This window comes from Gordonia sp. J1A, assembly GCF_055393515.1.
The window spans coordinates 2,837,728-2,860,429 of the sequence record NZ_AP041607.1 but is presented as its reverse complement, the minus strand read 5'-3'; the positions used below and the strand labels follow the sequence as shown (position 1 = coordinate 2,860,429).

Genomic DNA, 22,702 nt, shown 5'->3' with positions numbered 1-22,702 from the left:
TTAAGGTTGGCACCATGAGTGAAGTCACCGCCTGGGAATACGTCACCGTTCCGCTGCTCACGCATGCGACCAAGCAGATCCTCGACCAGTGGGGCTCGGACGGCTGGGAACTGGTGAGCGTTCTGCCCGGTCCCACCGGAGAACAGCACGTCGCATACCTCAAGCGTCCGAAGGCCTGACCGATGAGCGGGCAGTGGTCGAAGCGCTTGGCGGAACTCGGAATCGATCTTCCGACGGTGGTCGCACCGGTCGGCAGTTACACCCCCGCACTCCGCGTCGGCGATCTCGTGTACACCTCGGGACAGATCCCGGTGGCCGACGGTCAGGTGAGGGTCACGGGGAAGGTGTCCGAGGGCGCGGAAGGCATCGTCACGCCGGAACAGGCGAACGCGGCGGCTCGGCTCTGCGCGCTCAACGCGCTCGCGGCCGTGCACGCCGAAGTCGGCATCGACTCGATCGTCCGGGTGGTCAAGGTGGTCGGATTCGTCGCCTCGGCACCCGGATTCACCGGTCAGCCCGGCGTGATCAATGGAGCGTCGGACCTGCTGGGTGAGATCTTCGGCGAGGCCGGCGTCCACGCGCGGTCGGCCGTCGGGGTCGCCGAACTCCCCCTGGGCGTGCCCGTCGAGGTGGAAATCGTCGTCCAGGTGAAATGACCCGACCGGGGAGCGGTGCCCGGAGGCTGCGGACCAGCGTGCGTCCCGAGGAACAGGAAGCGGTGATCCTGGCGGCGGCGCGCCGCGAGTTCGCGGAGGTCGGAGTGCGGCGGGCCGGCATGGACGCCGTGGCGCGCGCCGCGGGCGTCTCGCGCAGCACGCTGTACCGGCGTTTCCCGAACAAGGACGCATTGCTCGCGAAGGTCGGCGAGGCGATCGCGCTCGCGACCATGCGGCATCTCGCCGCAGCCGTCCGCGGCCTGCCGCCGCGCGAGGCGGTGGTCGAGGCCTTCGTCGAATGCACGCGGATCGTCGACGAGGATCCGCTCGTGCGCCGACTGCTGCTGGACGAGCCGGACGTCGCCGACGTTCTGGTGAGCCAGACTTCCCGTACCGCCGGAGAGTTCCTGGAAGCCTCCGGCGCCGCGGTCGCGGGCACGCTGCGTCGTGCGGGCGCGACCATGCCCGACGACGATCTTCTGCTGGTGTCGGAGCATTTCGTACGCGTCGCGCTGTCGCTCACGCAGATCCGGACCTCGCGTCTGGACATCGCGGACGTCGAGACCGTCCGGGCCTACGCCACGAAGTTCCTGGCACCGGTGGTGTGGTGACGCGGCGGTCGCTCGGTAGGCTCGGTGAATGCCCCTTCATGCCGACGCTTCCGCCGACGACAAGCCGGTCCATCCCGCATACGGCGTAGTGCGTGAGGTGACGCCGTTCGCCTCCGTGCTGCTGTGTCACAATCCCGGCTCGTTCGAGCTCGACGGCACCAACACCTGGATCCTGCGAGCGCCGGGTTCGTCGACCGCGGTGGTCGTGGATCCGGGACCGACCAAGCACGGCAATCACGTGCGGGCTGTCGCGGCCGCGGCCGGGGAGGTCGAACTCGTCCTCATCAGCCATCGCCATCACGATCACGTCGGTGCATGCAAGAGGATGCGCAAACTCGCGGGCGCACCGCAGCGGGCCTACTCAGACGAGTACTCGGTGGGCGCCCCGCGGTTGCGGGACCGTGAAGTCATCGAGGCGGCGGGCGTGACCATCACGGTGATGCACACCCCGGGACATACGGCCGACTCCACGAGCTTCCTCGTCGAGTGGGAGGGGCAGCGTGCGATCCTGACCGCCGACACCATTCTCGGTTTCGGCACCACCGTGCTCGATCCGTCGGACGGTTCGCTGAAGGACTACTTCAACTCGCTCAATCGGCTGCTGGTGGAGGCCTCCGACGCGGTCGTGCTGCCCGGACACGGCCCCGACCATCCGGAGCTGGAACCCATTGCGCGCTACTACAAGTCGCATCGCGAGGAACGTCTCGCGCAGATCGTCGCCGCACTCGACGAACTCGGTGTCTCACCGGAGAAGGCCAAGCCGATGAAGGTGGTCCGGAAGGTCTACTCCGACGTCGATCAGAAGCTCTGGCCGGCCGCGAAGATGTCGGTGAAGACTCAGTTGGAGTATCTCCGCACGCTGTGAGCGCGTGCGGCGGAGACCAGGACTGACAAACAGGTCCGAGGGCGAAATGCCCTCGGACCTGTTTGTCGGTACTGATTGTTGCGCTTGCTCAGCGTGCGCGGCGCGCGAGGCGCTCGGAGTCCGCGATCAGGACACTCTTGCCCTCGAGTCGCAGCCATCCGCGCTGTGCGAAGTCGGCGAGCGCCTTGTTGACGGTCTCGCGCGAGGCGCCGACGAGCTGGGCGATCTCTTCCTGCGTGAGGTCGTGCGTGACGCGCAGTGCGCCGCCCTCCTGCGTGCCGAAGCGCTGCGCCAACTGCAAGAGCTGCTTGGCGACGCGACCCGGGACGTCGGTGAAGATCAGGTCGGCGAGGTTGTTGTTGGTACGGCGCAGGCGACGTGCCAGCACGCGGAGCAACTGCTCGGCGATCTCCGGACGGTCCTTGATCCACTTGCGCAGCGCGTCGCGGTCCATGGTGACCGCGCGGACCTCGGTGACGGTGGTCGCCGACGAGGTGCGGGGGCCGGGGTCGAAGATCGACAGCTCACCGAACATGTCCGACGGACCCATGATGGTCAGCAGGTTCTCGCGACCGTCCGGCGAGCGGCGGCCGAGCTTCACCTTGCCGGACAGGATGATGTAAAGACGGTCGCCGGGTTCGCCCTCGTGGAAGATGACATGACCGCGCGGAAACTCGACCGGCTGAAGTTCCTTCGCGAGAGCTGCGACGGCGGTGGGTTCGACACCCTGGAAAATGCCGGCCCGTGCTAGTACTTCTTCCACCTAAAGAACCTCTCTCAAATGCTTTTGCCGCGTCCAGTGATAAAGACTACGTGAAAGATCATAGATGTTGGATTGATCACTGTTCGCATTAGTAGGCAACTAGCGCGCGTCGTACCTGCGGCTCGGGCCGCCTGCACGCTCACCGGACTTCAGGACGCGCGACTGGATTCCGGTTCGTCTGTTTCCGCGATCGGCTTGCTGCGCCGGCTCCGGAGCTCGTCGAGTGCGGCGGGCAGCCCGTCTTTCGCGAGGTTGCTCACGTCGGTCTCATCCGCGGCTTCCAGGAACTCCTCGACGTGGGCCGGGCCCACCGACAGTCGGTCGAGTCCCGCCTGCACCCTCTCCATCGCGAGTGCGAAGAGCATCAGCACAGCGGGGAAGAGAAGTCCGGCCAGTCCTTGCATGAGGAACAGTAAACACCGGGGCCGTGGGGGTGCCGCAAACCCAGACGGCTCTCGTCACCGAGTTGTGACCTGCGGTTACCCGGGCCGGCGAGGTCAGCCGACCGCGCGGCCGGGGGCACGGCGGCTAACCTGGTCTGTTGTGAGTAGACGCAAGGAGGAGACCAGGCTGGGCCTGGTCCGGCGGGCGCGGCGGATGAACCGAGCGCTGGAGGCGGCCTTCCCGCACGTCTACTGCGAACTGGATTTCACAACGCCGCTGGAACTGTCGGTCGCGACGATCCTGTCGGCACAGTGCACCGACGTGCGCGTGAACCAGGTGACGCCCGCGCTCTTCGCCAGGTACCCGGACGCGCGCGCATATGCCGAGGCCGACCGGACCGAGTTGGAGGAGATGATTCGGTCCACCGGCTTCTATCGGAACAAGGCCAATTCGATCATCGGCCTGGGGCAGGCGCTGGTCTCGCGGTTCGGTGGCGAGGTGCCGGCGAATCTCAAGGATCTGGTGAGCCTTCCCGGCTTCGGGCGCAAGACGGCCAACGTCGTCCTGGGCAACGCCTTCGGCGTGCCTGGGATCACCGTCGACACGCATTTCGGCCGGCTGGTCCGCCGCTGGGACTGGACTCGGGAGACCGACCCGGTGAAGGTGGAGCACGCGGTGGGCGCGCTGTTCGAGAAGCGCGACTGGACCGACCTGTCGCATCGCATCATCTTCCACGGTCGGCGCGTCTGCCATGCGCGCAAACCGGCGTGCGGTGTCTGCGTGCTCGCCAAGGACTGTCCCTCCTACGGTGAGGGGCCCACTGACAAGGGCGCGGCGGCGGCACTGGTGAAGGGGCCGGAGACCGAGCATCTGCTCGCCTTGGCCGGAGTCGAGCAGTCGGGAGCGGCTCAGTGAAGATCCTGAAGGAGCCCGCGGCCCGGGCCACGCTGGCATTCGTCATCGTCGCGGTCGCGCTAATCGTGGCGCTCTGGCCCCGTGGCGGGCCCGACGACACCGCGGGCGGCGGTGGGACGACGGCGGCGACCTCCACCTCTGGTGTGACCGATCAGCAGGTGTCCGAGGACGAGCTGAGCAAGGAGCGCGCGGCGGCCGCACTGCAGCCCTGTCCCGACGGCACGGGGCCGGCCGGCCCGCATTCCGTCCTGGCCGGTGTCACGGTTCCGTGCATGGCCACCGGCGCACCGGTGGACCTCGGCGTGACCACGGCGGGAAAGCCTCTGGTCATCAACATGTGGGCGGTGTGGTGTCTGCCCTGCCGTCGTGAGCTGCCGATCTTCGACCAGTTCTCCAAGGACGCGGGCGAGAGCCTGAACGTGCTCGCCGTTCACGCAAGCCAGGGCGGCGACAAACCGTACTTCGTCCTGAAATTCCTGCAGGAGGTCGGGGTGCATCTTCCGGTGGTCACCGATCCGAACGGTGCGGTCGCCAAGGCGATCGGGGCGCCTCGGGTGTTCCCGTCGACCGTTCTGATCCGGTCGGACGGCACCGTGGCCGATGTGCTGCCGCGAGTGTTCGATTCGGAGGCGCAGCTCGCAGAGGTGGTCCGTGAGAAGCTGGGTGTCGACGTAGGGGGAGCGCAGTGAGCGGAGTTCCGGTGGGGCCGCTCGTGTCCCGGGACCAGATCCCGCCGTGGCTGCGCCCGGTGACCGACGACCCCGAGGTCGTCAACGAGAAGGTGCTCAGCCGAGGCGGCGGTCGGGCACGGCTCGTCGCGGGCCTGCGCGGACACCGTGCCGCGGCCGTTCTGGTGCTCTTCGCCGGGTCGTTCGCCGCCGACCCGCTGGCGGCCGGAGGACTGCCCGCCGACGCGGACGTGCTGCTCACCGAGCGCGCCGCCACCCTGCGAACGCACAGCGGACAGATCGCCTTTCCGGGCGGCAGCCGCGATCCCGGCGACGACTATCCCGTCGGCACCGCGCTGCGAGAGGCGCGGGAAGAGACCGGCCTCACCGACGACGGCGTCAAAGTGCTGGCGAATCTGCCCGCCTTCCCGGTGCCGACCGGTTTCGAAGTGCACCCGGTGCTCGCACACTGGGAACGCCCCAGCCACGTGTACGCCGTCGACCACGGTGAGACGGCGAGGGTCACCAGGGTGAACCTGCGCGAACTCCTGGCACCGGAGAACCGCTTCCAGGTGAGTCGGTCCCTCGTGGGAACCACCGTGTACAAGGGCCCGGCGTTTCTCTACGACGGCATGCTGGTCTGGGGATTCACCGGTGGACTGCTGGCGGCGATCAGCGAAGCCGCGGGCTGGGACGTCCCCTGGGACACCGACGACGTGCGCCCACTGGAGCAGATGATCGCCGAGACCGGCGGTCGGCAGGTGTCGGGGTTCTCCGACCCCCGGGACGGCGGCCTCGCCGCCGACGTGAACGGAGATCGATGAGCGGATCGGTGTGGGTCGACCTGGTGATCCTCGTCGTCGCCCTGCTGGCGGCGCTGAGCGGATACCGCCAGGGTGCGGCAGCGTCCGCACTGGCCTTCTTCGGCGTGGTCCTGGGTGCGGTCGCGGGAATTCTGCTGGCTCCCGTCGTCATCGAACGCTTCGACGACGCTCGGCTTAGGCTGTTGATCGGCGTGGTGCTGATCGTCGTGTTCGTCATCATCGGCGAAGTCGCGGGCATGGTCCTCGGCGGTGCGGTGCGCAGCAGTATCCACTCCCCGGGACTGCGGCGCGTGGACAGCTGGATCGGTTCGGTGCTGCAGGTGATCGCCATCGTGATCGCTGCGTGGCTGCTCGCCTTCCCTTTGCGGAGTACGGACGAATTCCGTCTCTCGTCGGCGATCGACGGCTCGAAGGTGATTCAGACGGTCGACAAGGTGGCCCCGCAGTGGGTGCGTGACCTGCCCGACGAGTTCACCGGTCTGGTCGACAGTTCCGGGCTCAAGGAGGTGATCGGGCCGTTCGGGCAGACGCGCGTGGCGAACGTCGGTCCGCCCGACGCGGCTCTGGTCGACCAGCCCGCGGTGCGCTCGGCGAAGCGGAGCGTCGTCAAGATCAGCGGTGTGGCTCGCAGTTGCGGCCAGGCGCTGGAGGGCAGTGGATTCGTGGTCTCGCCCGAGCGCGTGATGACCAACGCGCACGTCGTGGCGGGTACCGACACCGTGAGCGTTCAGACGTCGGCGGGCGGCGATTACGAGGCCACCGTCGTCTGGTTCAACCCGCGCAACGACGTCGCGGTCCTGGACGTGCCGGGACTGCGCGCGCCGGCCCTCGAGTTCGCCTCCGGGCAGGCGCAGACGGGCGACGACGCCATCGCTCTCGGCTACCCCGAGAACGGGCCCTTCACGGTCACGCCGCTGCGCGTGCGGAATGTGGTGGAGCTCAACGGGCCGGACATCTATCAGAGCCCGCGCCAGGTGCAGCGCCAGGTGTACACGGTGCGCGGCAACATCCGTTCGGGCAACTCCGGCGGTCCGATGATCTCCACCGACGGCAAAGTCCTCGGCGTGGTCTTCGGCGCCGCAGAGGACCCGACAGAGGACACCGGCTTCGTCCTCACCGCGGAACAGGTTCAGCGCGATCTCGCGGCTTCGGAGCAGAGCGATTCCGAAGCGGCGACGCAGCAATGCGTCTCGGGCTGATCCGGGATCGATCGGACTCTCGAGCGGCGGCGTTCGTCACCGGCCGAGGAGCTGCAGCAGCAGCGCGTTGAACTCCCCGGGTGCTTCCTGGTGTGCGAAGTGCCCGGTGTCGGGAATGATCCGGTAGTCCATGTCGGCTGCCCAGTGGCGGCTCTGGACCATCACCGAGTCGAGGATGTACTCGTCGTCGTGGCCGCGCACGGCGAGGATGGGGATCGGCAGCCGCTTGTCCATGAGATCCATGAAACGCCGGCCGTCGTTGCGGAACTGCGACCGGAACGCCCACCGCCGGTACTCCAGGCTGCAGTGGGCCACGCCGGGGATCTGAATGGCGAGCCGGTTGCGGGCGATCGTCTCGGCGAAGTCGGGGCTCTGCTGCCAAGCCGGTCCGGAGCGTTCCCGGAAGTACTCCTCGATGAAGGCTCCGTCCGCCCGGGTGAGGCGACGCTCGCCCAGGCGAGGCAGCTGGTTGTGCAGGAACAGCGGGAGAAACGCCGACCGCTCCTCGGAGTTGAACAGGACGCCGCGCTTGAGCGCGCGCGGATGTGGCGACGACAGCACCGCCACCCGCTCGACGACCGCGGGATGCAGTGTGGCCGTGGCCCAGCAGACGAGCCCGCCGTCGGCGTGACCCACCAGCGTGGCGCTCGTGTGGCCGAGTGCGCGCACGAGTGCGTTGGTGTCGCCGGCCAGCGTCCACCCGTCGTATCCGCGGGGCGGCTTGTCGGAGTCGCCGTAGCCGCGCAGGTCGACGGCGACGGCGCGGTAGCCGGCCTCGGTCAGTGCTTCGAGCTGGTGCCGCCACGACCACCAGACTTCGCCGAAGCCGTGCAGCAGCAGCACCAACGGACGGTCGGCCACGAACCGCTGCGTCTCCACGGCATGAAAGCGCAGACCGTTGGCGCGGACGTCGAAGTGCCGCCACGGTCCATCGAAGCGGACCAGGGTCGGGTCCGGAGGAGTGCTCGTCAATCTGGCGGTGATGGATCAGTTGCGCATCGGGTCGCGCGCAGGCGGGATCTGCGGGTGCGCCATACCGCCGGTCGACTCGTGGTGACCGGGGATCACGGTCGCCAGCTCGTTGACCGATTCGATCGTCTTCTCCGGCGCTCGAAGCCGTTTCAGGAACACGTACCCAGCGACTATCAGGGCGATCGAGACCACCAGGAGCACCAGGAAGACGATGCCGAACGCAGCCCAGGTCGGCAGCCAGATGTCGAGCAGGAAGCCGAGGAACACGAAGAAGAACAGGCTCGCGTACAGCAGCAGCACGGCCGCCACGATCATCAGTCCACCGCCGGCGCCGGCCTTCTTGGCCTCGCGGACCAGCTCGGACTTGGCCAGCGCGATCTCGGCGCGGAACAGGGTGGAGGCGCTCGCGGCGGCGTCCTTGACCAGATTGCCGATCGTCGGTTCGCCGCTCGGTCCGAGGTTCGCGTCCGACATGGGGATCGACGGAACGCGGGGAGCGTTGCTCGGTTCACTCGGCCAGGTGTCGGAATTTCCGCTCACGAATACTCCCTTGAAGATCGTTGGTCGGTCTCATGTTGCCATGTCGGGTCGTACCGCGAAACGACACCGCCGACCCGGGCAGGTCGGCGGTGTCGATGCGGACGGTCCGGCGATCAGCTCTTGCGCGACCGGATGGCTTCGAATACGGACGGATCGACGAGGGTGGAGGTGTCGCCCAACTCGCGGCCCTCGGCGACGTCCTTGAGCAGGCGCCGCATGATCTTGCCCGACCGCGTCTTGGGAAGCTCCGGGACGATGTTGATCTCCCGGGGCTTCGCGATCGGCGAGATGTCGACCGACACCTGTTCGCGGAGTTCGGCGATCAGCGAATCGCCGGAGGCGTCGGCGCCCTCCATGAGGATGACGAATGCGACGATGCCCTGACCGGTGGTCTCGTCCGCGGCGCCGATGACGGCGGCCTCGGCCACGGCTGAGTGCGCCACCAGCGCCGATTCCACTTCGGACGTGGAGATGCGGTGCCCCGACACGTTCATGACGTCGTCCACTCGGCCCAGGACCCACAGTGCGTGGTCTTCGTCGTACCGCGCGCCGTCGCCGGCGAAGTACCAGCCCTGCTCGGCGAAGCGCGACCAGTAGGTCTCCTTGAACCGCTCGTCGTCGCCCCAGATGCCGCGCAGCATCCCCGGCCACGGACGGTCGAGAACGAGGTAGCCCTGCTCGCCGTCGGGCACCGGATTGCCGTTGTCGTCCACCACATTGGCGCTGATGCCGGGCAGGGGGCGCATGGCCGAGCCCGGCTTGGTCGCGGTGACGCCGGGGAGCGGGGAGATCATGATGCCGCCGGTCTCGGTCTGCCACCAGGTGTCGACGATCGGGCAGCGGCTGCCCCCGATGACCTCGTGATACCAGCGCCAGGCCTCGGGATTGATCGGCTCGCCGACGCTGCCGAGGAGGCGCAGCGACGAGAGGTCGTGCGCATCGGGGATCTCGCGTCCCCACTTCATGAAGGTGCGGATGAGGGTCGGCGCGATGTAATAGATCGTCACGCCGTACTTCTCGATCACCTGGAAGTGCCGGTGCTCGTTGGGAGTGTTCGGCGTGCCCTCGTAGATCACCTCGGTGGCGCCGTTGGAGAGCGGTCCGTAGACGAGGTATGTGTGTCCGGTGACCCAGCCGATGTCGGCGCCGCACCAGAAGACGTCGCGGCCCTCCTTGTGGTCGAAGACGTTGTGGAAGGTGTAGTTGGCCTGAGTGAGGTAGCCGCCCGACGAGTGGACGATGCCCTTGGGCTTGCCGGTGGTGCCGGAGGTGTAGAGCAGGAAGAGGGGATGCTCGGCGTCGAAGGCCTCGGGCTCGTGATGGGGAGACGACTCGCCGACCGTGTCGTCCCACCAGACGTCGCGGCCCTCCACCCAGTTCAGGTTCGGGTCGTGGTTGGTGCGGCGCACCACAAGCACCTTCTCGACCGACTTCGCGGCGTCGTCGCCGGTGCCGAGGGCCTCGTCGACGGCTTCCTTGAGCGGTGCCGGCTTGCCGCGTCGGTACTGGCCGTCGGTGGTGATGACGACCTTGGCCTCGGCATCGTCGACTCGCGACCGGAGGGCGGTGGCGGAGAAGCCCGCGAAGACCACCGAGTGGGTCAGGCCGAGCCGGGCGCAGGCGAGCATCGAGACGACGGCCTCGGGAACCATCGGCATGTAGATGGCGACGCGGTCGCCTGCCTGCAGCCCGATGGACGCCAGATAGTTCGCGGCGCGTGAGACCTCGTCCTTGAGCTGGCTGTAGGTGATGTCGCGCGAGTCCCCGGGCTCGCCGACCCAGTGGATGGCGACGCGATCACCCTTGCCCGCGGCGACATGACGGTCGACGCAGTTGTAGGCGACGTTCAGCCTGCCGCCGACGAACCACTTGGCGAACGGGGCGTTGGACCAGTCCAGGACCTCGCCGAATGGAGTGTCCCAGTCGAGGCGGCGTGCCTGCTGCGCCCAGAACTCGAGCGGATCGGCCTCGGCGCGGTCGTACAGCTGGGCCGTCGCATTCGCGTCGGCAGCGAATTCGGGAGACGGCGGGTAGACCTGATTTGCGCTCGAAGACATCGTCGTTTGCCTTTCCTCTGTTCGTTCATCGACTCCGGCCACACGGTGAGACCGGAACGGGTCTGCAGGGCGAAGAGACTTCCATTGTGAAGGTAATCACTACCGTCTGACAGTGTGACGGCGGGACGGTTGCATGCGGGTTGCGAGCGATGAGCGGTCGGTCGTCAGCGGTCGGCGGCGCTCGCGCAGGTGCCGCTACTGTTGAACGCGTGAGTTCAGATCCGTTGTCGCCGCTGCTCGACCTGCCCGGCGTTCGCGAGGCGTCCGACCGGGCCCGCGACGCGGTCAGCGCGGCACATCGTCATCCGATCAACCTGCGGCAGTGGGACAAGACCTCCCGCGAGGCCTCGTGGCGGGCCGGGCGGTCGTCGGCAGCGATCGACGGCGGCACCACGGACATCTCACGGTCGGATCTCGGTGACCCGATCGCCGCCGGCGCGGTCCGGGTGGCCCAGTCGCTCGACAGCGATGCGATCGATCAGGCAGTCGCAGTGTTCCGGCGCGCGCCCGCCCAGTCGCTGGCCCGCCTGCACACACTCGCCGCCGCCGACCTGCTCGACGATCCGGAGCTGCTCGGCCGTCCCCGCCCCGAGCCGCATATCGCACAGCGTCTCGACCTGCTCGGGCAGTTGATCACCGGCGGCACGTCGGCGCCGGCTCCGGTGCTGGCCGCCGTGGTGCACGGGGAACTGTTGGCGCTGGCACCCTTCACCGAGGCGAACGGAGTGGTCGCGCGCGCCGCGTCGCGACTGGTCTCGGCGATGACCGGGCTCGACCCGCATCTGCTCGGCGTGCCGGAGGTGACCTGGCTCAAGCGTCTCGGTGAGTACCGGGAACTGTCCGCACGCTTCGCTACCGGCGATCCGGAGGCGATCGGTGCGTGGATCGTTCTGTGCTGCGAGGCGATGGAGGCGGGCGGCGCAGAGGCCACGGCGATTGCCGATGCGGCCCGCGGCTGATCGGCGGTGTCACCGACGGATCGCCGTCAAGAGTAGGAGCCGCACACATATTTGCGGGCGGCCCACCGATCGGATCTCCGATCGGTGCGGCCGCCCGCAAGCACGGGCCCAAGTGACCAGGCGTGCATATGTGGGTTGTGGTACCCGCCTCGGCGAGGGACTGCTGGCATCTCGTCGTGAATCGAACGTCGGGTTGTCGGCCCAAAAGAGATTTCGCGAATGATGCCCGCAATGTCGCAGGCGCACAACACTTGTGCCAATGCGGCGCGCTCCGCGTGGGTGCTTGCCGCCCGTGCTGGGAGCTTGCCGGTCCGGGGGCTTCTGCCCTTCTCTTCCGGGAGAAGCTGGGCCGTCCGGGGCTCCGTAAGTCATTTGTACATGGTGATGCCCATCACATCAAGCCCTTCGTGAAAAATCTTCACGCGGCCTCTGACCTGGCGTTTTTCGAGTGCCGAAGCTGATAGACGATCGCTGCCGCGGCGGCGGCGCCAATCCCCGTGGCGCACAGCGCCGTACGCGTCACCGTGGCCTTGGACGACCACGGCGATGCGGGTAGCGGATTTGGGAAATCGAATATCTCCCAACCGTTCTCGGTCGCGTGGCGACGGAGCGCCCTGTCTGGATTCACCACGGCGGGGTGGCCGACCGCGGTCAGCATCGGCAGATCGGTGCTCGAATCGGAGTATGCGTAACACTCGTCCAGGCGGTAGCCGCGTTCATCGGCGAGTGACCGCATGGCGATCGCCTTGGCCTCGCCGAAGCAGTAGAACTCGAGTTCTCCCGAGTATCGACCGTCGACCACGCGCATGATGCTCGCCCGGACCACATCGGCACCGAGGAGGCGGCCGATCGGTTCCACCATCTCGATTCCGGAGGCGGAGATGAGCACGATCTCGTGGCCTGCGCGTCTGTGTTGTTCGATCAGGGCTGCGGCCTCGCTGAAGATCGCTGGCCGGACCACCTCCTCGAGTGTCTCGGAGACGATCTCGCGAACCAGGCCGGCGTCCCAGCCGGTGCACATGTCGGTCACATGTTTGCGGAGCCGCTCCACCTGATCGTCGCCGGTGGAGGCGAGCAGGAATTGCAGCTGCGCAACCGCCGACCTCAGCATTGCGCGACGGGTGAGCAGCCCGCCGTCGAAGAAGGGGCGGGTGAATGCGAGGGCGCTGGATCGGGCGATCACCGTCTTGTCGAGGTCGAAGAATGCGGCGATCCGATCCGATGACGTCGAGGTCACAGGCCGAATCCTAGGTGGAATCCGACGCCCGGGGAAGGGTGCCGGGAAGTGTGACGTAGAAAACACTGGAACCAGATAGTTGGTATTGCAATGTTCGCGTCTACGCGTGTAGCTTGTAGTTATCCGGTTCACGCCGGTAGCTTTCAGCCCGACCCCCCGGGGCTGAAACGCTGATGACCCCGGCCTCCTCCCCCCTGGCCGGGGTCGTCCCATTTCTGCGGTCGGATCTTCCGTTCGAACTCCACCCAAGCGAGACGAACATCCTCGATTGTCTCACCACGGTGTGGGCGTCGCGGTAGCTTCAGAGACCAGTGCACCCCGGAGGCGGGTGCGTGTCGTCTAGAGTTTGGACCCTCATGAAGCCCTTCGGACGTCTCGTCCTCGCGATCTGCGCGGTGCTGATCGGTGCCACGGCCCTGGTGGCGGCACCTGCTCAAGCCGCCCCCGCCCAGCCCGAGAACTACAACTTCTTCGGCGGAATCCCCTACGAGCTACAGCACCCGGGCGGTTCGTTGCCCGGATCCAACGACTTCCGCTGCAAGCCGACTGCCGCACATCCGCGCCCAGTGGTCCTGGTGCACGGTACCGGCGGAGCACGCACCACCAACTGGGGAGCCTATGTCCCCATGCTCAAGAACCGCGGATACTGCGTCTTCGCACTGACTTACGGCGCCTTGCCGGGCATGCCGTGGCCGCTGACCGCGGTGGGCGGCATGGACCGGATCGAGGTCAGCGCGGGGCAATTGCAGAAATTCGTCGCACGCGTGCTGGCGGCCACCGGCGCGAAGACCGTCGACATCATCGGCCACTCGCAGGGAACCTACATGCCGGAGTACTACGTCAAGTACCTCGGCGGCGCCGACAAGGTGACCAACTACGTCTCCCTCGCGCCCCTGTGGAAGGGGACCGGGTCGGTGAGTCCGTCCATGAATCAGCTCGGTCGGTTGCTCGGCGACGTCCCGATGCCGATGTGCATCGGATGTGGCGGCATGCTTCGCGGATCGTCGATGAACAAGAAGATCTGGCGCGGCGGAAGCCCGTATGTGAAGGGTGTGCACTACACCAACATCATGACCAGGTACGACGAGTTGCTGGTGCCGTACACCGCGGGCTTCGTCCCCGGCCGCCGGGGCGAGTCGGTGGACAACATCGTGGTTCAGGACAGCTGCGCACAGGACTACAGCGACCACCTCGCGATCGCGGGATCCCGCCGGGCGGCGTACCTGGCACTGAACGCGCTGGACCCGGCGCACCCGGTCACGGTGCCATGCGAGTTCGTGCCGCCGTTCACCGGGCAGTCGTAGCGACTGCGCCGCCGGGACCTGTGGACAACGCGATTTCCTGACTCGGCGTCTGCGGGCACGCTCGGATCATGAGCGATGTGCTGCTGGTCCTGGCTCAGGAGTCTCTCCACGACGATCTCGCGCGGTGCAGTGCGGCCGCCGGCTTCGCGATGGTGGTCGGCGATCCGGCGCGCTGCAGACACCAATGGCTCAGAGCCGCCGCGGTCGTCGCCGATTCGGCGGCTCTCGACGTCCTCGCCGGGCAGGAGTTGCCGCGGCGCGACGGTCTGTTCGCGGTCAGCGGCGCCGGCGACGACGCGCGGCTGTGGCGGTCGGGCCTGGTTCTCGGCGCCGACGGCGGTTTCGTGCTCCCCGAGGAGGAAGCCGCACTGGTCGCAACGCTGTCGCGAGCCCGCGAACCGCGTCGGCATCCGGCGCGTGCGGTCGCGGTGGTGCCGGGGCACGGCGGTGCCGGGGCCAGCACACTTGCCGCGGCAGTGGCGCTCGTGGCCGCACGGACGACCGGCGTGCTGCTTCTCGACGTCGACCAGGCCGGTGCGGGTGCGGATCTGCTCTTGGGTATCGAATCGGAGCCGGGCCTGCGGTGGTCTGACGTCAACGGGGAGACCGGTTCCATCGGCGGCGCGGCGTTGCGGTCGGCCGTGCCGCGCACGCGCGGTGTGGGGGTTCTCTCCGCCGGTCGCGAGCAGCCCTCGAGTCTGCGCCCGGAGACCGTGCTCGCGGCGCTCGACGCGAGCCGCGGTGCAGGAGACGCGGTGGTGGCCGACGTGGGACGGGAACCGGGGCCGGTCACGGCCGGGATCGTCGACTCCGTCGACCTGACCGTCGTGGTGACCACGGCGACGGTCGCCGCCGTCGCGGCCACCCGCCGCACACTCGACCGTCTGCTCCGTGAGCGCGAACCGCTGCTGCTGGTCCGCGGCCCGTCGCCGAGCGGACTGACCGCCCCTCAGGTCGCCGATGCCGTCGGACTGGAACTGCTCGGCGGTTTCCGAGCCGACGCATCGTTGCCCGGTCGATGCGAGGCGGGCGGGCTCACGCTGCGCCGGTTCTCCCCGCTGACCCGAGCAGCCGAAACCGTCTGCCGTCGCGCACGAGTGGGTGCCCGGTGACCGGGGTCGACGCCGAGCTGCTCGAACGGGTCCGGCATCGTCTCGCGGCCGAGGCGGGGCCGGGAGCGCCGTCGCCGGGACCGGAGATGATCGCGTGTGCGATCCGTGCTGAGTCCGGCGGGCTGCTCGGCGACACCGACCTGCTCGCGGCGTTGCGTTACCTGCAGACGGAGATGGTCGGCGTCGGACGTCTCGAAGTGCTGCTCGCCGACCCCGCGGTGACGGACGTACTGGTGGTCGGACCGCGGCAGGTGTGGGCCGACCGCGGTGACGGTCCGCAGCTGACCGACGTGGTGTTCGACGACGAGGCGAGCGTGCGCCGCCTGGCCGCGCGGCTGGCGCTCAGCGCGGGCCGCCGGCTCGACGACGCCCAGCCGTGGGTCGACGGCCGGCTCACGGGAGTCGGCCGCAGCGGTTCGCATCTGCGGCTGCACGCCCTCATCCCCCCGCTGGCACCCGACGGAACCTGCATCTCGCTGCGCGTGCTGCGGAGTGCCACACACGATTTCGAGGCGCTCGTCTCGGGCGGCTCGATCGACGCCGAGGTGAGCGACCTGGTCGCAGGCGTGATCGCGGCTCGGCTCGCCTTCTTGGTCGTCGGAGGGACCGGGGCGGGCAAGACCACTGTGCTGGGGAGTCTGCTGGGTCTGGTCGACCCGAGTCAGCGGATCCTGTGCGTGGAAGACGCGCCCGAACTGGAGCCGTGCCACCCGCACGTAGTGCGCCTGGTGGCTCGCGCGGCCAACGTCGAAGGCGTCGGTGAGGTGACGGTCCGGATGCTGGTGCGGCAGGCACTGCGAATGCGACCCGACCGGATCGTCGTCGGGGAGGTCCGGGGCGCCGAGGTGATCGATCTGCTCACCGCGCTCAATACCGGGCACGACGGCTGCGCGGGCACGCTGCACGCCAACTCGATCACCGAGGTCCCCGCCCGGATGGAAGCGCTCGCGGCCCTCGGCGGGATGGCGCGCGAGGCTCTGCACAGCCAACTCGGTCCCGCGATCTTATCTGTAACTTGGTTACGGTGTATCTGACTGTGAATCACATGACGGTTTAGATTGTGGGTGACACCCCTCCAGTCGGGTGTACCCGTCGATAGGGCTTACGTGGGCGTCGAGGACCGGCGTGGAGTCGTTTGAGATTGGCAGTCGGGGGCCAGCAGAGGATTGGTTCCGTGATTCATCCGGTAAGTCGTTCCCGATGTCACACCCGGGCGAACTCTCCGGGAGTTCCCTGATGCGGTTGCCGGGTCTGGGATGCTGCAATCGAGGTATGCATGTGGGCGAGCATGTATTGGTGAGTATTTCTCGGCAACTTGGGCGACCTGCCGGGATTCGCGGTCGAATCGTTGGCCGGGTAGTGAATCGACGCAATCGTGAACCTATCGCTGCCGCGGTGGAGGCTGCTGGAATCCGGGCGGGTCAAGTAGTCGCCGATGTCGGGTTCGGTGGTGGTGTCGGATTAGGGTTGTTGCTTGATCGTGTAGGGCAATCGGGCATGGTGCACGGATTCGAGATCTCCACAACGATGATCGACGGCGCACAGAGACGCTTCCGTCGCGAGGTCCAAACGCGGAGACTGTCACTGACTGCCGCGCCGATGGAGGCAGGGCCTTGACCCCGCGGGTTGGACACGCTTGATCCTGGTCTCAGACCAGGGAAAGCGAGAAGATCTAACCCGATGGCAAAGAAAAATTACTCCGAAGAGTTCCGCCGCGACGCAGTCGAGCTGTACCGCGACACCGGCGGCGCGACCGTAGCCGGGATCGCCGCCGATCTCGGCGTATCCCACGGCTCCCTGACCACATGGCTGAGAAATGCGGGTATCCCGATCCGCAGACCCGCCGCCACCGCTCCGGGGCCCGGCACCGGCGAGACACCCGAGCAGGAAGCCGCCAGGCTCCGCGCCGAGGTCGCACACCTACGCGCGGAGAAAACCAAGCTCGAAACCGAACGAGACATCCTGCGGTCGGCGGCAAAATATTTCGCCGGAGAGACGAACTGGTGAACCGCTTCCAGTTCGTCGCAGACCACTCCGACACCTACCCGGTGAAGCGGTTGTGCCAGGTCATCGATATCGCCCGCTCGTCGTACTACGCATGGATCAACGCCGCCGAGAAACGAGCCGCCCGGGCCGCAGCCGACGCTGAACTCGCCGACAAGATCCGCGCCGTCCACACGGTGGACAACACCTACGGGCGGCCCCGGATCACCGCCGAGATCAATCACGGACAACCCGCCGACCAGCGGATCAATCACAAACGGATCGCACGGATCATGCGCGCCAACAACATCGAGGGCCTGCGACTGCGCCGAAAACACCGCACCACCATCGCCGAACCAGCCGACACTCCGTCGCCGGACCTGCTCAACCGTGATTTCACCGCGATCGCACCGAATACCCGATACGTCGGTGACATCACGTATCTGCCATGCGGGGACAATGAGTTCTTGTATTTGGCCACGGTGATCGACTGCTTCTCCCGCCGCCTGGTGGGCTGGTCGATCGCCGAGCACATGCGTACCGAACTCGTCGAAGATGCCTTAGGTGCCGCAGCACTGACCCGCGGCGGTCTTGCCGGTGCAGTGTTCCACGCCGATCGCGGAAGTCAATACACCTCAAAGGGTTTCGCGATGATCTGCGCGAAGTTGGGTGTTGCGCAATCGATGGGAGCGGTGGGCACGAGCGCGGACAATGCCCTGGCCGAGTCGTTCAATGCGACACTCAAACGCGAAACGCTGCAAGGCGCAGCCCGCTGGGAATCGCCCCGGGCGGCAAGGCTCGCGGTGTTCCGGTGGATCACCCGCTACAACACCCGACGCCGGCACTCGTACTGCAACTATCTCAGCCCTGCCGACTACGAAAACGCTCACACATCCGATAGCCTGCAGAAAGCCGCGTAATCACAAACCCCGTGTCCAGTTTCCGGGGTCAAGGCCCTCCCGTGGATCTCAGGGTTCGAGATCAGATGTAGCGACAAACTTGGTCGGCAGAGCAAGTGCTCGGCTCTGGTTTGCTCGCGTTCGCGTGAAGTTGGGAGATGGTCTCCCTGAGGACGAGAAGCTCTGCGATCTGGGCATCGAGCGCGTCGAGCCGCTCGCCTAGCAGACTCTTGACATGTGAGCACGGCGCTTGGCCGTGCCCACGGATTTCCAGGATCTGCCGGATTTGGGCGAGGGTCAGCCCGGCCGCTTGGCCCCGATGGATGAACCCGACCTGGCCCACGGCGTCGTCGGTGTAGTCCCGGTAGCCCGAGGCCAGTCGTTCCGCGGGAGAGAGGAGCCCGGACTCCTCGTAGAACCGCAGGGTCTTCGTCGTGGTGCCGGTCGCCTCCGCGAGTTGCCCGATTCTCATGTGCGCCGAAGCCCCCATCCGTGATCGCCAGACTTGACCTTCCATCGTACTGGAAGGTTGATAATGGCTGACAGGAGTTCCTGAGTCACGGCGAAGAGGTGTCTGAATGAGCGGCGAGCAGTTCGATTTGGCGATTGTCGGCTCCGGGGGCGGGGCCTTCGCGGCCGCGATCCGGGCCACAGGACTGGGCAAGCGTGTCGTGATGATTGAGCGCGGGACTATCGGCGGGACGTGCGTGAACACCGGGTGCGTGCCGTCGAAGGCTCTCTTGGCTGCCGCGGAGGCCCGCCACGTCGCGTCGGACTCGGCCCGCTTCCCTGGTGTGGCGGCCTCGGCCGGGCCGGTGGACATGCCGGCACTGATCAAGGGCAAGGACGCTCTGGTTGAGAGCATGCGAGCGGAGAAGTACGTCGATCAGGCCGCCATCCACGGGTGGGACATGGTCGAGGGGGAAGCGTCGTTCACCGGAACCCCGGATGCGCCATTGCTCCAGGTCGCCTCGCCCGGCGGCGCGCTGCGGACGATCGAGGCCGAGCAGTACCTCGTGGCCACCGGCTCTGCGCCCCACGTGCCGCACGTTCCGGGACTGGTGGAGGCCGGGTATCTGACGTCTACCACGGCGATGGAGTTGGACGAAGTGCCAGAGACATTGCTGGTTCTGGGCGGGGGCTACGTCGCGCTGGAGCTGGCGCAGTTGTTCTCCCGGCTGGGCTCCCGAGTGACGATGCTGGTCCGTTCCCGGCTGGCCTCGCATGAGGAGCCGGAAGCGTCCGAGGCGTTGGCCGGGGTGTTCGCCGATGAGGGGATTCGGGTGGTCCAGCAGGCCGCCGTGAACGCCGTGGCACGCGACGAGGACAGCGGAGAGATCGTCGTCTCCGCAACAGTGGACGGCGGGCAGGAGACTTTCCAGTCCGCGAAGCTGCTGGTGGCCACGGGGCGACGGCCCGTCACCGCGGAGCTGAACCTCAACCAGGTCGGGGTGGAGACCGGCACGTCCGGCGAGATCGTGGTGGATTCCCGGCTGGCCACATCCAATCCGCGAGTCTGGGCCGCCGGGGACGTGACCGGACAGTGGGATTTCGTGTACGTCGCGGCGGCACACGGCGCTCTCGCGGTGGAGAACGCGTTCACCGACACCGTCGCCGTGGTCGACTACCGAAACTTGCCCCGCGTCACCTTCACCAGCCCCGCCATCGGGGCGGTCGGGATGACCGAGCAGGAAGCTGTGTCCGCCGGGATCTCCAGCGTTAGCCAGGTGCTACCCCTGGAATTCGTCCCGCGGGCGCAGGCCAACCGGGACACCCGAGGCTTCATCAAGGTCGTCGCCGATAGCGACAGCGGGCAGATTCTGGGCATCTCCGCTGTGGCAAAGGACGCCGGGGAGCTCGCCGCCGCCGGCGTCTACATCCTCGAGGGGGCAATGACGACCGCGCAGGTCGCCGCCGCGTGGAGCCCGTATCTCACGATGACCGAGGGCATCCGGATCGCCTGCAAGGCGTTCACCACCGACGTCACCAAGCTCTCCTGCTGCGCGTGAGCCCGCGACCCCGCCTCTGAAACAAAGGAATCACATGACCGCCATCGACGAGAAGACCCTCGCCTATCTGCTGTCCCCCTCCAGGTCAGGGCTCGACCCGAGCCTGTTCGTGCCGCTCCTGCGGCTGCTGGCCGAGGGCGAGCCCGTCACCATCGCCGAACTGGCCACCGCCAGCGGACGGAGCGAGAACACGGTCCGGCGGGGACTGTCCTCAGTCCCCGACGCCGAGTACGACGACGACGGCCGCATCCTCGGCCTGGCCCTGACTCTGCGGCCCACGCCACATCGCTTCACGGTGGCGGGGCGGCAGCTATACACGTGGTGCGCGCTGGACACTCTCTTCTTTCCGGCACTGATCGGGAAGGCCGCGACGATCGAGTCGACCTCCCCAGACAGCGGGATCTCCGTCCGGGTGACGACAGGCACCGACGGCACGATCACGTCCGTGCAGCCCGACACCGCCGTCCTATCCCTCTTGATCCCGGACCACGACGGCCCCGTTCGGTCCTCGTTCTGCAACCAGGTGCACTACTTCGCCTCCCGCGAGGAGGCCCAACCGTGGCTGGACGCACACCCCGACGGCGAAGTCCTGGACATCGAGGCTGCGCATCGGGTCGGCGCCGCCGTCGCATCCTCGATGCTGGCGCAGGCCGACACCGCTGATCTGGACTCGGTCACGCAAGACGCCTACTCCGCGCCTTGACACCTACCGCGCGGAGGCAGCACACGAAAGCTCCGATAAACCCCGGAGAACGGCGCGATTCGTCTGATGAATGAAGTGACCATCTCCGATGGCTCGGTCGTATGTGCAGAGCAAAACCCTGACCCCGACCGCCTCGCAACCCCCATTGCATAGTTATGCGCCACTTCGGGTCGTCTCTCATTCGTTCGTTTCTCGGACACTGCCGGACTCACATCGGGAGGTTCGGTCGTGTCAATTTCAGAAGACGGCTGCACTCTTTGCAGGTGTTTCGAGGGTGAGTGCAGTGGTCTTCTGACATCCTGATGTCAGAAGTGCGGTGCACGGTCGCACGTTCGGCTCTCGGTGACAGGGAGGCTTGTGATGGACCCTGACAAGCTCGACGTCGTGGAGACCGGTGTGCTGACCGCGTCGGGGGAGCGGTGGTCCCAGGCCGAGACCCGTTTCGCTGTCCTGGCTCCCTTGCTGGAGATGCATCCGGTGCGTTCGGAAGCGGTCGACGATGCCGCGCAGCGGTTGGGATTGTCCAGGCGGCAGGTCTACACGTTGGTCGGCAGGCTCAGGAACGGGACGGGGACAGTCACCGATCTTCTGACGAAGGTCTCGTCGGGTGGGCGTGGCCGCAGCCGAGTAACGGCCGAGGTCGAGGACGTGATCGGCGATCATCTCACCCGATATTTTCTTCACCGTCAGAAGCTCAGTGTCGCTGCGCTGCATCGACGTATCGCGTTGGCGTGCCACCGCGCGGGTCTGCCTGTGCCGGCCAGAAATACCGTCACCGCGCGTATCGCCGCGCTCCATCCGGCATCGGTGGCCAGGTCACGCGGAGGACCCGATGCCGCCCGCCCACGTCAGTCCGCCGGCGACAGTCCACCGACGGTGTCGGGGATTCTCGATCAGGTCCAGATCGACCACACCGTCGTCGATCTGATGGTCGTTGACGAGTACGAGCGGCAACCGATCGGCCGCCCCTACCTGACGATCGCCATCGATGTCTTCAGCCGTTCCGTACTTGGGTTCGTCGTCACTCTGGAGCCGCCGTCGTCGATATCGGTCGGGTTGTGCCTGGGCCGCGTGTGCTGCGAGAAACAGACATGGCTGGAGGCATGCGAGTTCGCGGAGCAGGTGCACTGGCCGATGGCAGGGAAGCCGAAACAGTTGTATCTCGACAACGCCTCCGAGTTCAAAAGCGAAGCGCTGCGTCGCGGATGCGCCCAGCACGCGATCACACTCGAATACCGTCCTCCGGGCCGACCGCACTACGGCGGGATCGTCGAACGCATCATCGGAACGGCGATGACGGCGGTGCACGAGCTGCCTGGGACCACCTTCTCGAACCCCGCGGACCGAGGAAGTTACGACTCGGACAAGCACGCGGCGTTGACATTGCGTGAGTTGGAGCGCTGGCTGGTCCTGGCCATAGCCTCGTATCACGCGAGCGTTCACACAGGGATCGGGAACACTCCGGCCGCCGTGTGGGCCGGCGCGGTCGCCGCAGTTGGTCATGCCCCTCGTGTGGTGCTCGGCGAAACCGCGTTCCTGGTGGACTTTCTTCCCGTCATCCGGCGACGTCTGACGCGCACGGGCTTCGTTCTCGATCACGTGCACTACTTCTCGAACGCGCTCAAACCGTGGGTTGCGCGGCGAGAGGATTTGGGGCGGTTCGTGATACGACGTGACCCACGCGATTTGAGCAGAATCTGGGTCCTCGAACCAGAGGGTGCCGGCTATGTCGAGGTGCCGTATCGGACGATGTCACATCCCGCGGTGACACTGTGGGAGCACAGAGCTGCTATCACTCGTCTCCGCGAACAAGGTCGGTCGAACGTCGATGAGAGCGCACTGTTTTCGATGATCGAGCAGATGCGCGAGGTCACCGACCGCTCGCAGAAAGCTACCCGCAAAGCCCGGCGCAACCGTGCCCGCCGTATGCATCTCACCGGCGTCGCGTCTGCACCGATCCCGGCGATTCACCCGCCGGAGGAGCCTCGAGCGGACGGCGGCACCGCAACGCCGGTCTTCAGCGACATCGAGGAATGGTGAGG

At 67.1% G+C, this 22,702-nt stretch carries 23 protein-coding genes; 16 read left to right on the top strand and 7 right to left on the bottom strand.

What is annotated here, in order from left to right; all coding sequences use genetic code 11:
• Window positions 1-14 precede the first annotated feature (14 nt).
• From ACZ5QD_RS13390 to ACZ5QD_RS13375, 4 genes are read left to right on the top strand one after another with little or no spacing between them, the layout of a single operon-like run.
• Window positions 15-179 carry a DUF4177 domain-containing protein gene (locus tag ACZ5QD_RS13390; protein WP_006897371.1) on the top strand — a complete coding sequence of 55 codons (165 nt, stop codon included), beginning with the start codon at window positions 15-17 and terminating at the stop codon, window positions 177-179.
• Window positions 180-182: 3 nt separating this feature from the next.
• On the top strand, window positions 183-656 hold the full coding sequence (locus ACZ5QD_RS13385; protein WP_062366390.1) for a RidA family protein: 474 nt from the start codon (window positions 183-185) through the stop codon (window positions 654-656).
• Window positions 653-1,267 carry a TetR/AcrR family transcriptional regulator gene (locus tag ACZ5QD_RS13380; protein ID WP_006897369.1) on the top strand — a complete coding sequence of 205 codons (615 nt, stop codon included), beginning with the start codon at window positions 653-655 and terminating at the stop codon, window positions 1,265-1,267. The genes ACZ5QD_RS13385 and ACZ5QD_RS13380 overlap by 4 nt, the downstream gene beginning before the upstream one ends.
• 28 nt (window positions 1,268-1,295) lie before the next feature.
• Window positions 1,296-2,132: an MBL fold metallo-hydrolase gene (locus ACZ5QD_RS13375; protein WP_464366851.1), complete on the top strand. Its 837-nt coding sequence runs from the start codon at window positions 1,296-1,298 to the stop codon at window positions 2,130-2,132.
• Between the two features lie 88 nt (window positions 2,133-2,220).
• On the opposite strand, the gene ACZ5QD_RS13370 is transcribed toward ACZ5QD_RS13375, so the two are convergent.
• Both ACZ5QD_RS13370 and ACZ5QD_RS13365 read right to left on the bottom strand, forming a co-directional pair.
• On the bottom strand, window positions 2,221-2,895 hold the full coding sequence (locus ACZ5QD_RS13370) for a Crp/Fnr family transcriptional regulator (RefSeq protein WP_006897367.1): 675 nt from the start codon (window positions 2,893-2,895) through the stop codon (window positions 2,221-2,223).
• Window positions 2,896-3,044: 149 nt separating this feature from the next.
• Window positions 3,045-3,299 carry a hypothetical protein gene (locus tag ACZ5QD_RS13365; RefSeq protein ID WP_006897366.1) on the bottom strand — a complete coding sequence of 85 codons (255 nt, stop codon included), beginning with the start codon at window positions 3,297-3,299 and terminating at the stop codon, window positions 3,045-3,047.
• 193 nt (window positions 3,300-3,492) lie between these two features.
• On the opposite strand from ACZ5QD_RS13365, the gene nth reads away from it, so the two are divergent.
• From nth to ACZ5QD_RS13345, 4 genes are read left to right on the top strand one after another with little or no spacing between them, the layout of a single operon-like run.
• Window positions 3,493-4,194 (top strand): endonuclease III, encoded by a 702-nt coding sequence (gene nth / locus ACZ5QD_RS13360; RefSeq protein WP_231875670.1) that lies wholly within the window; start codon window positions 3,493-3,495, stop codon window positions 4,192-4,194.
• Entirely contained in the window at window positions 4,191-4,883 is a 693-nt protein-coding gene (locus ACZ5QD_RS13355) for a TlpA family protein disulfide reductase (RefSeq protein WP_045537286.1), read from the top strand. The genes nth and ACZ5QD_RS13355 overlap by 4 nt, the downstream gene beginning before the upstream one ends.
• Entirely contained in the window at window positions 4,880-5,686 is an 807-nt protein-coding gene (locus ACZ5QD_RS13350) for an NUDIX hydrolase (RefSeq protein WP_039867779.1), read from the top strand. The genes ACZ5QD_RS13355 and ACZ5QD_RS13350 overlap by 4 nt, the downstream gene beginning before the upstream one ends.
• Window positions 5,683-6,885 (top strand): MarP family serine protease, encoded by a 1,203-nt coding sequence (locus tag ACZ5QD_RS13345; RefSeq protein WP_006897362.1) that lies wholly within the window; start codon window positions 5,683-5,685, stop codon window positions 6,883-6,885. The genes ACZ5QD_RS13350 and ACZ5QD_RS13345 overlap by 4 nt, the downstream gene beginning before the upstream one ends.
• Before the next feature lie 36 nt (window positions 6,886-6,921).
• Here the strand turns inward: ACZ5QD_RS13345 and ACZ5QD_RS13340 are convergent, their stop codons facing one another.
• From ACZ5QD_RS13340 to acs, 3 genes are all read right to left on the bottom strand, one after another.
• Entirely contained in the window at window positions 6,922-7,857 is a 936-nt protein-coding gene (locus ACZ5QD_RS13340; protein WP_006897361.1) for an alpha/beta fold hydrolase, read from the bottom strand.
• 15 nt (window positions 7,858-7,872) lie between these two features.
• On the bottom strand, window positions 7,873-8,397 hold the full coding sequence (locus tag ACZ5QD_RS13335) for a phage holin family protein (RefSeq protein ID WP_006897360.1): 525 nt from the start codon (window positions 8,395-8,397) through the stop codon (window positions 7,873-7,875).
• A 113-nt stretch (window positions 8,398-8,510) separates the two neighbouring features.
• On the bottom strand, window positions 8,511-10,454 hold the full coding sequence (acs, locus tag ACZ5QD_RS13330) for an acetate--CoA ligase (RefSeq protein ID WP_006897359.1): 1,944 nt from the start codon (window positions 10,452-10,454) through the stop codon (window positions 8,511-8,513).
• Between the two features lie 209 nt (window positions 10,455-10,663).
• Here acs and ACZ5QD_RS13325 point away from each other — a divergent pair, with 209 nt between their 5' ends.
• Window positions 10,664-11,413, top strand: coding sequence for a Fic family protein (locus ACZ5QD_RS13325; protein WP_039867776.1), 750 nt, complete (start codon window positions 10,664-10,666; stop codon window positions 11,411-11,413).
• 418 nt (window positions 11,414-11,831) lie between these two features.
• Here the strand turns inward: ACZ5QD_RS13325 and ACZ5QD_RS13320 are convergent, their stop codons facing one another.
• Window positions 11,832-12,650, bottom strand: a complete 819-nt coding sequence (locus ACZ5QD_RS13320) for an HAD family hydrolase (protein ID WP_045537290.1) — start codon at window positions 12,648-12,650, stop codon at window positions 11,832-11,834.
• 356 nt (window positions 12,651-13,006) lie between these two features.
• Between ACZ5QD_RS13320 and ACZ5QD_RS13315 the strand changes: the two genes are divergently transcribed.
• The 4 genes from ACZ5QD_RS13315 to ACZ5QD_RS13300 all read left to right on the top strand — a co-directional run bounded on the left by ACZ5QD_RS13315 (window position 13,007) and on the right by ACZ5QD_RS13300 (window position 17,969).
• On the top strand, window positions 13,007-13,954 hold the full coding sequence (locus ACZ5QD_RS13315) for an esterase/lipase family protein (protein WP_062366396.1): 948 nt from the start codon (window positions 13,007-13,009) through the stop codon (window positions 13,952-13,954).
• 68 nt (window positions 13,955-14,022) lie between these two features.
• Window positions 14,023-15,066 carry a septum site-determining protein Ssd gene (ssd, locus tag ACZ5QD_RS13310; protein WP_062366397.1) on the top strand — a complete coding sequence of 348 codons (1,044 nt, stop codon included), beginning with the start codon at window positions 14,023-14,025 and terminating at the stop codon, window positions 15,064-15,066.
• Window positions 15,063-16,100: a TadA family conjugal transfer-associated ATPase gene (locus tag ACZ5QD_RS13305; protein WP_464366850.1), complete on the top strand. Its 1,038-nt coding sequence runs from the start codon at window positions 15,063-15,065 to the stop codon at window positions 16,098-16,100. The genes ssd and ACZ5QD_RS13305 overlap by 4 nt, the downstream gene beginning before the upstream one ends.
• 646 nt (window positions 16,101-16,746) lie before the next feature.
• Window positions 16,747-17,969, top strand: a protein-coding gene (locus ACZ5QD_RS13300) for an IS3 family transposase (protein ID WP_085950748.1) whose coding sequence is annotated in 2 segments (ribosomal slippage) — window positions 16,747-17,053 and window positions 17,053-17,969 — 1,224 coding nt in all. Because the reading frame shifts where the segments join, the coding sequence is not laid out codon by codon here.
• A 61-nt stretch (window positions 17,970-18,030) separates the two neighbouring features.
• Here the strand turns inward: ACZ5QD_RS13300 and ACZ5QD_RS13295 are convergent.
• Window positions 18,031-18,420, bottom strand: a complete 390-nt coding sequence (locus tag ACZ5QD_RS13295; RefSeq protein ID WP_030537294.1) for a heavy metal-responsive transcriptional regulator — start codon at window positions 18,418-18,420, stop codon at window positions 18,031-18,033.
• A gap of 106 nt (window positions 18,421-18,526) precedes the next feature.
• Here ACZ5QD_RS13295 and merA point away from each other — a divergent pair, with 106 nt between their 5' ends.
• The 3 genes from merA (at window position 18,527) to ACZ5QD_RS13280 (ending at window position 22,700) form a co-directional block, all read left to right on the top strand.
• Complete coding sequence (gene merA / locus ACZ5QD_RS13290) at window positions 18,527-19,957, top strand: mercury(II) reductase (RefSeq protein WP_006898163.1); 1,431 nt, start codon at window positions 18,527-18,529, stop codon at window positions 19,955-19,957.
• Between the two features lie 34 nt (window positions 19,958-19,991).
• Window positions 19,992-20,660 (top strand): organomercurial lyase MerB, encoded by a 669-nt coding sequence (merB, locus tag ACZ5QD_RS13285; protein WP_006898164.1) that lies wholly within the window; start codon window positions 19,992-19,994, stop codon window positions 20,658-20,660.
• Window positions 20,661-21,056: 396 nt separating this feature from the next.
• Window positions 21,057-22,700, top strand: a complete 1,644-nt coding sequence (locus ACZ5QD_RS13280) for a Mu transposase C-terminal domain-containing protein (RefSeq protein ID WP_428832038.1) — start codon at window positions 21,057-21,059, stop codon at window positions 22,698-22,700.
• Window positions 22,701-22,702: the final 2 nt, after the last annotated feature.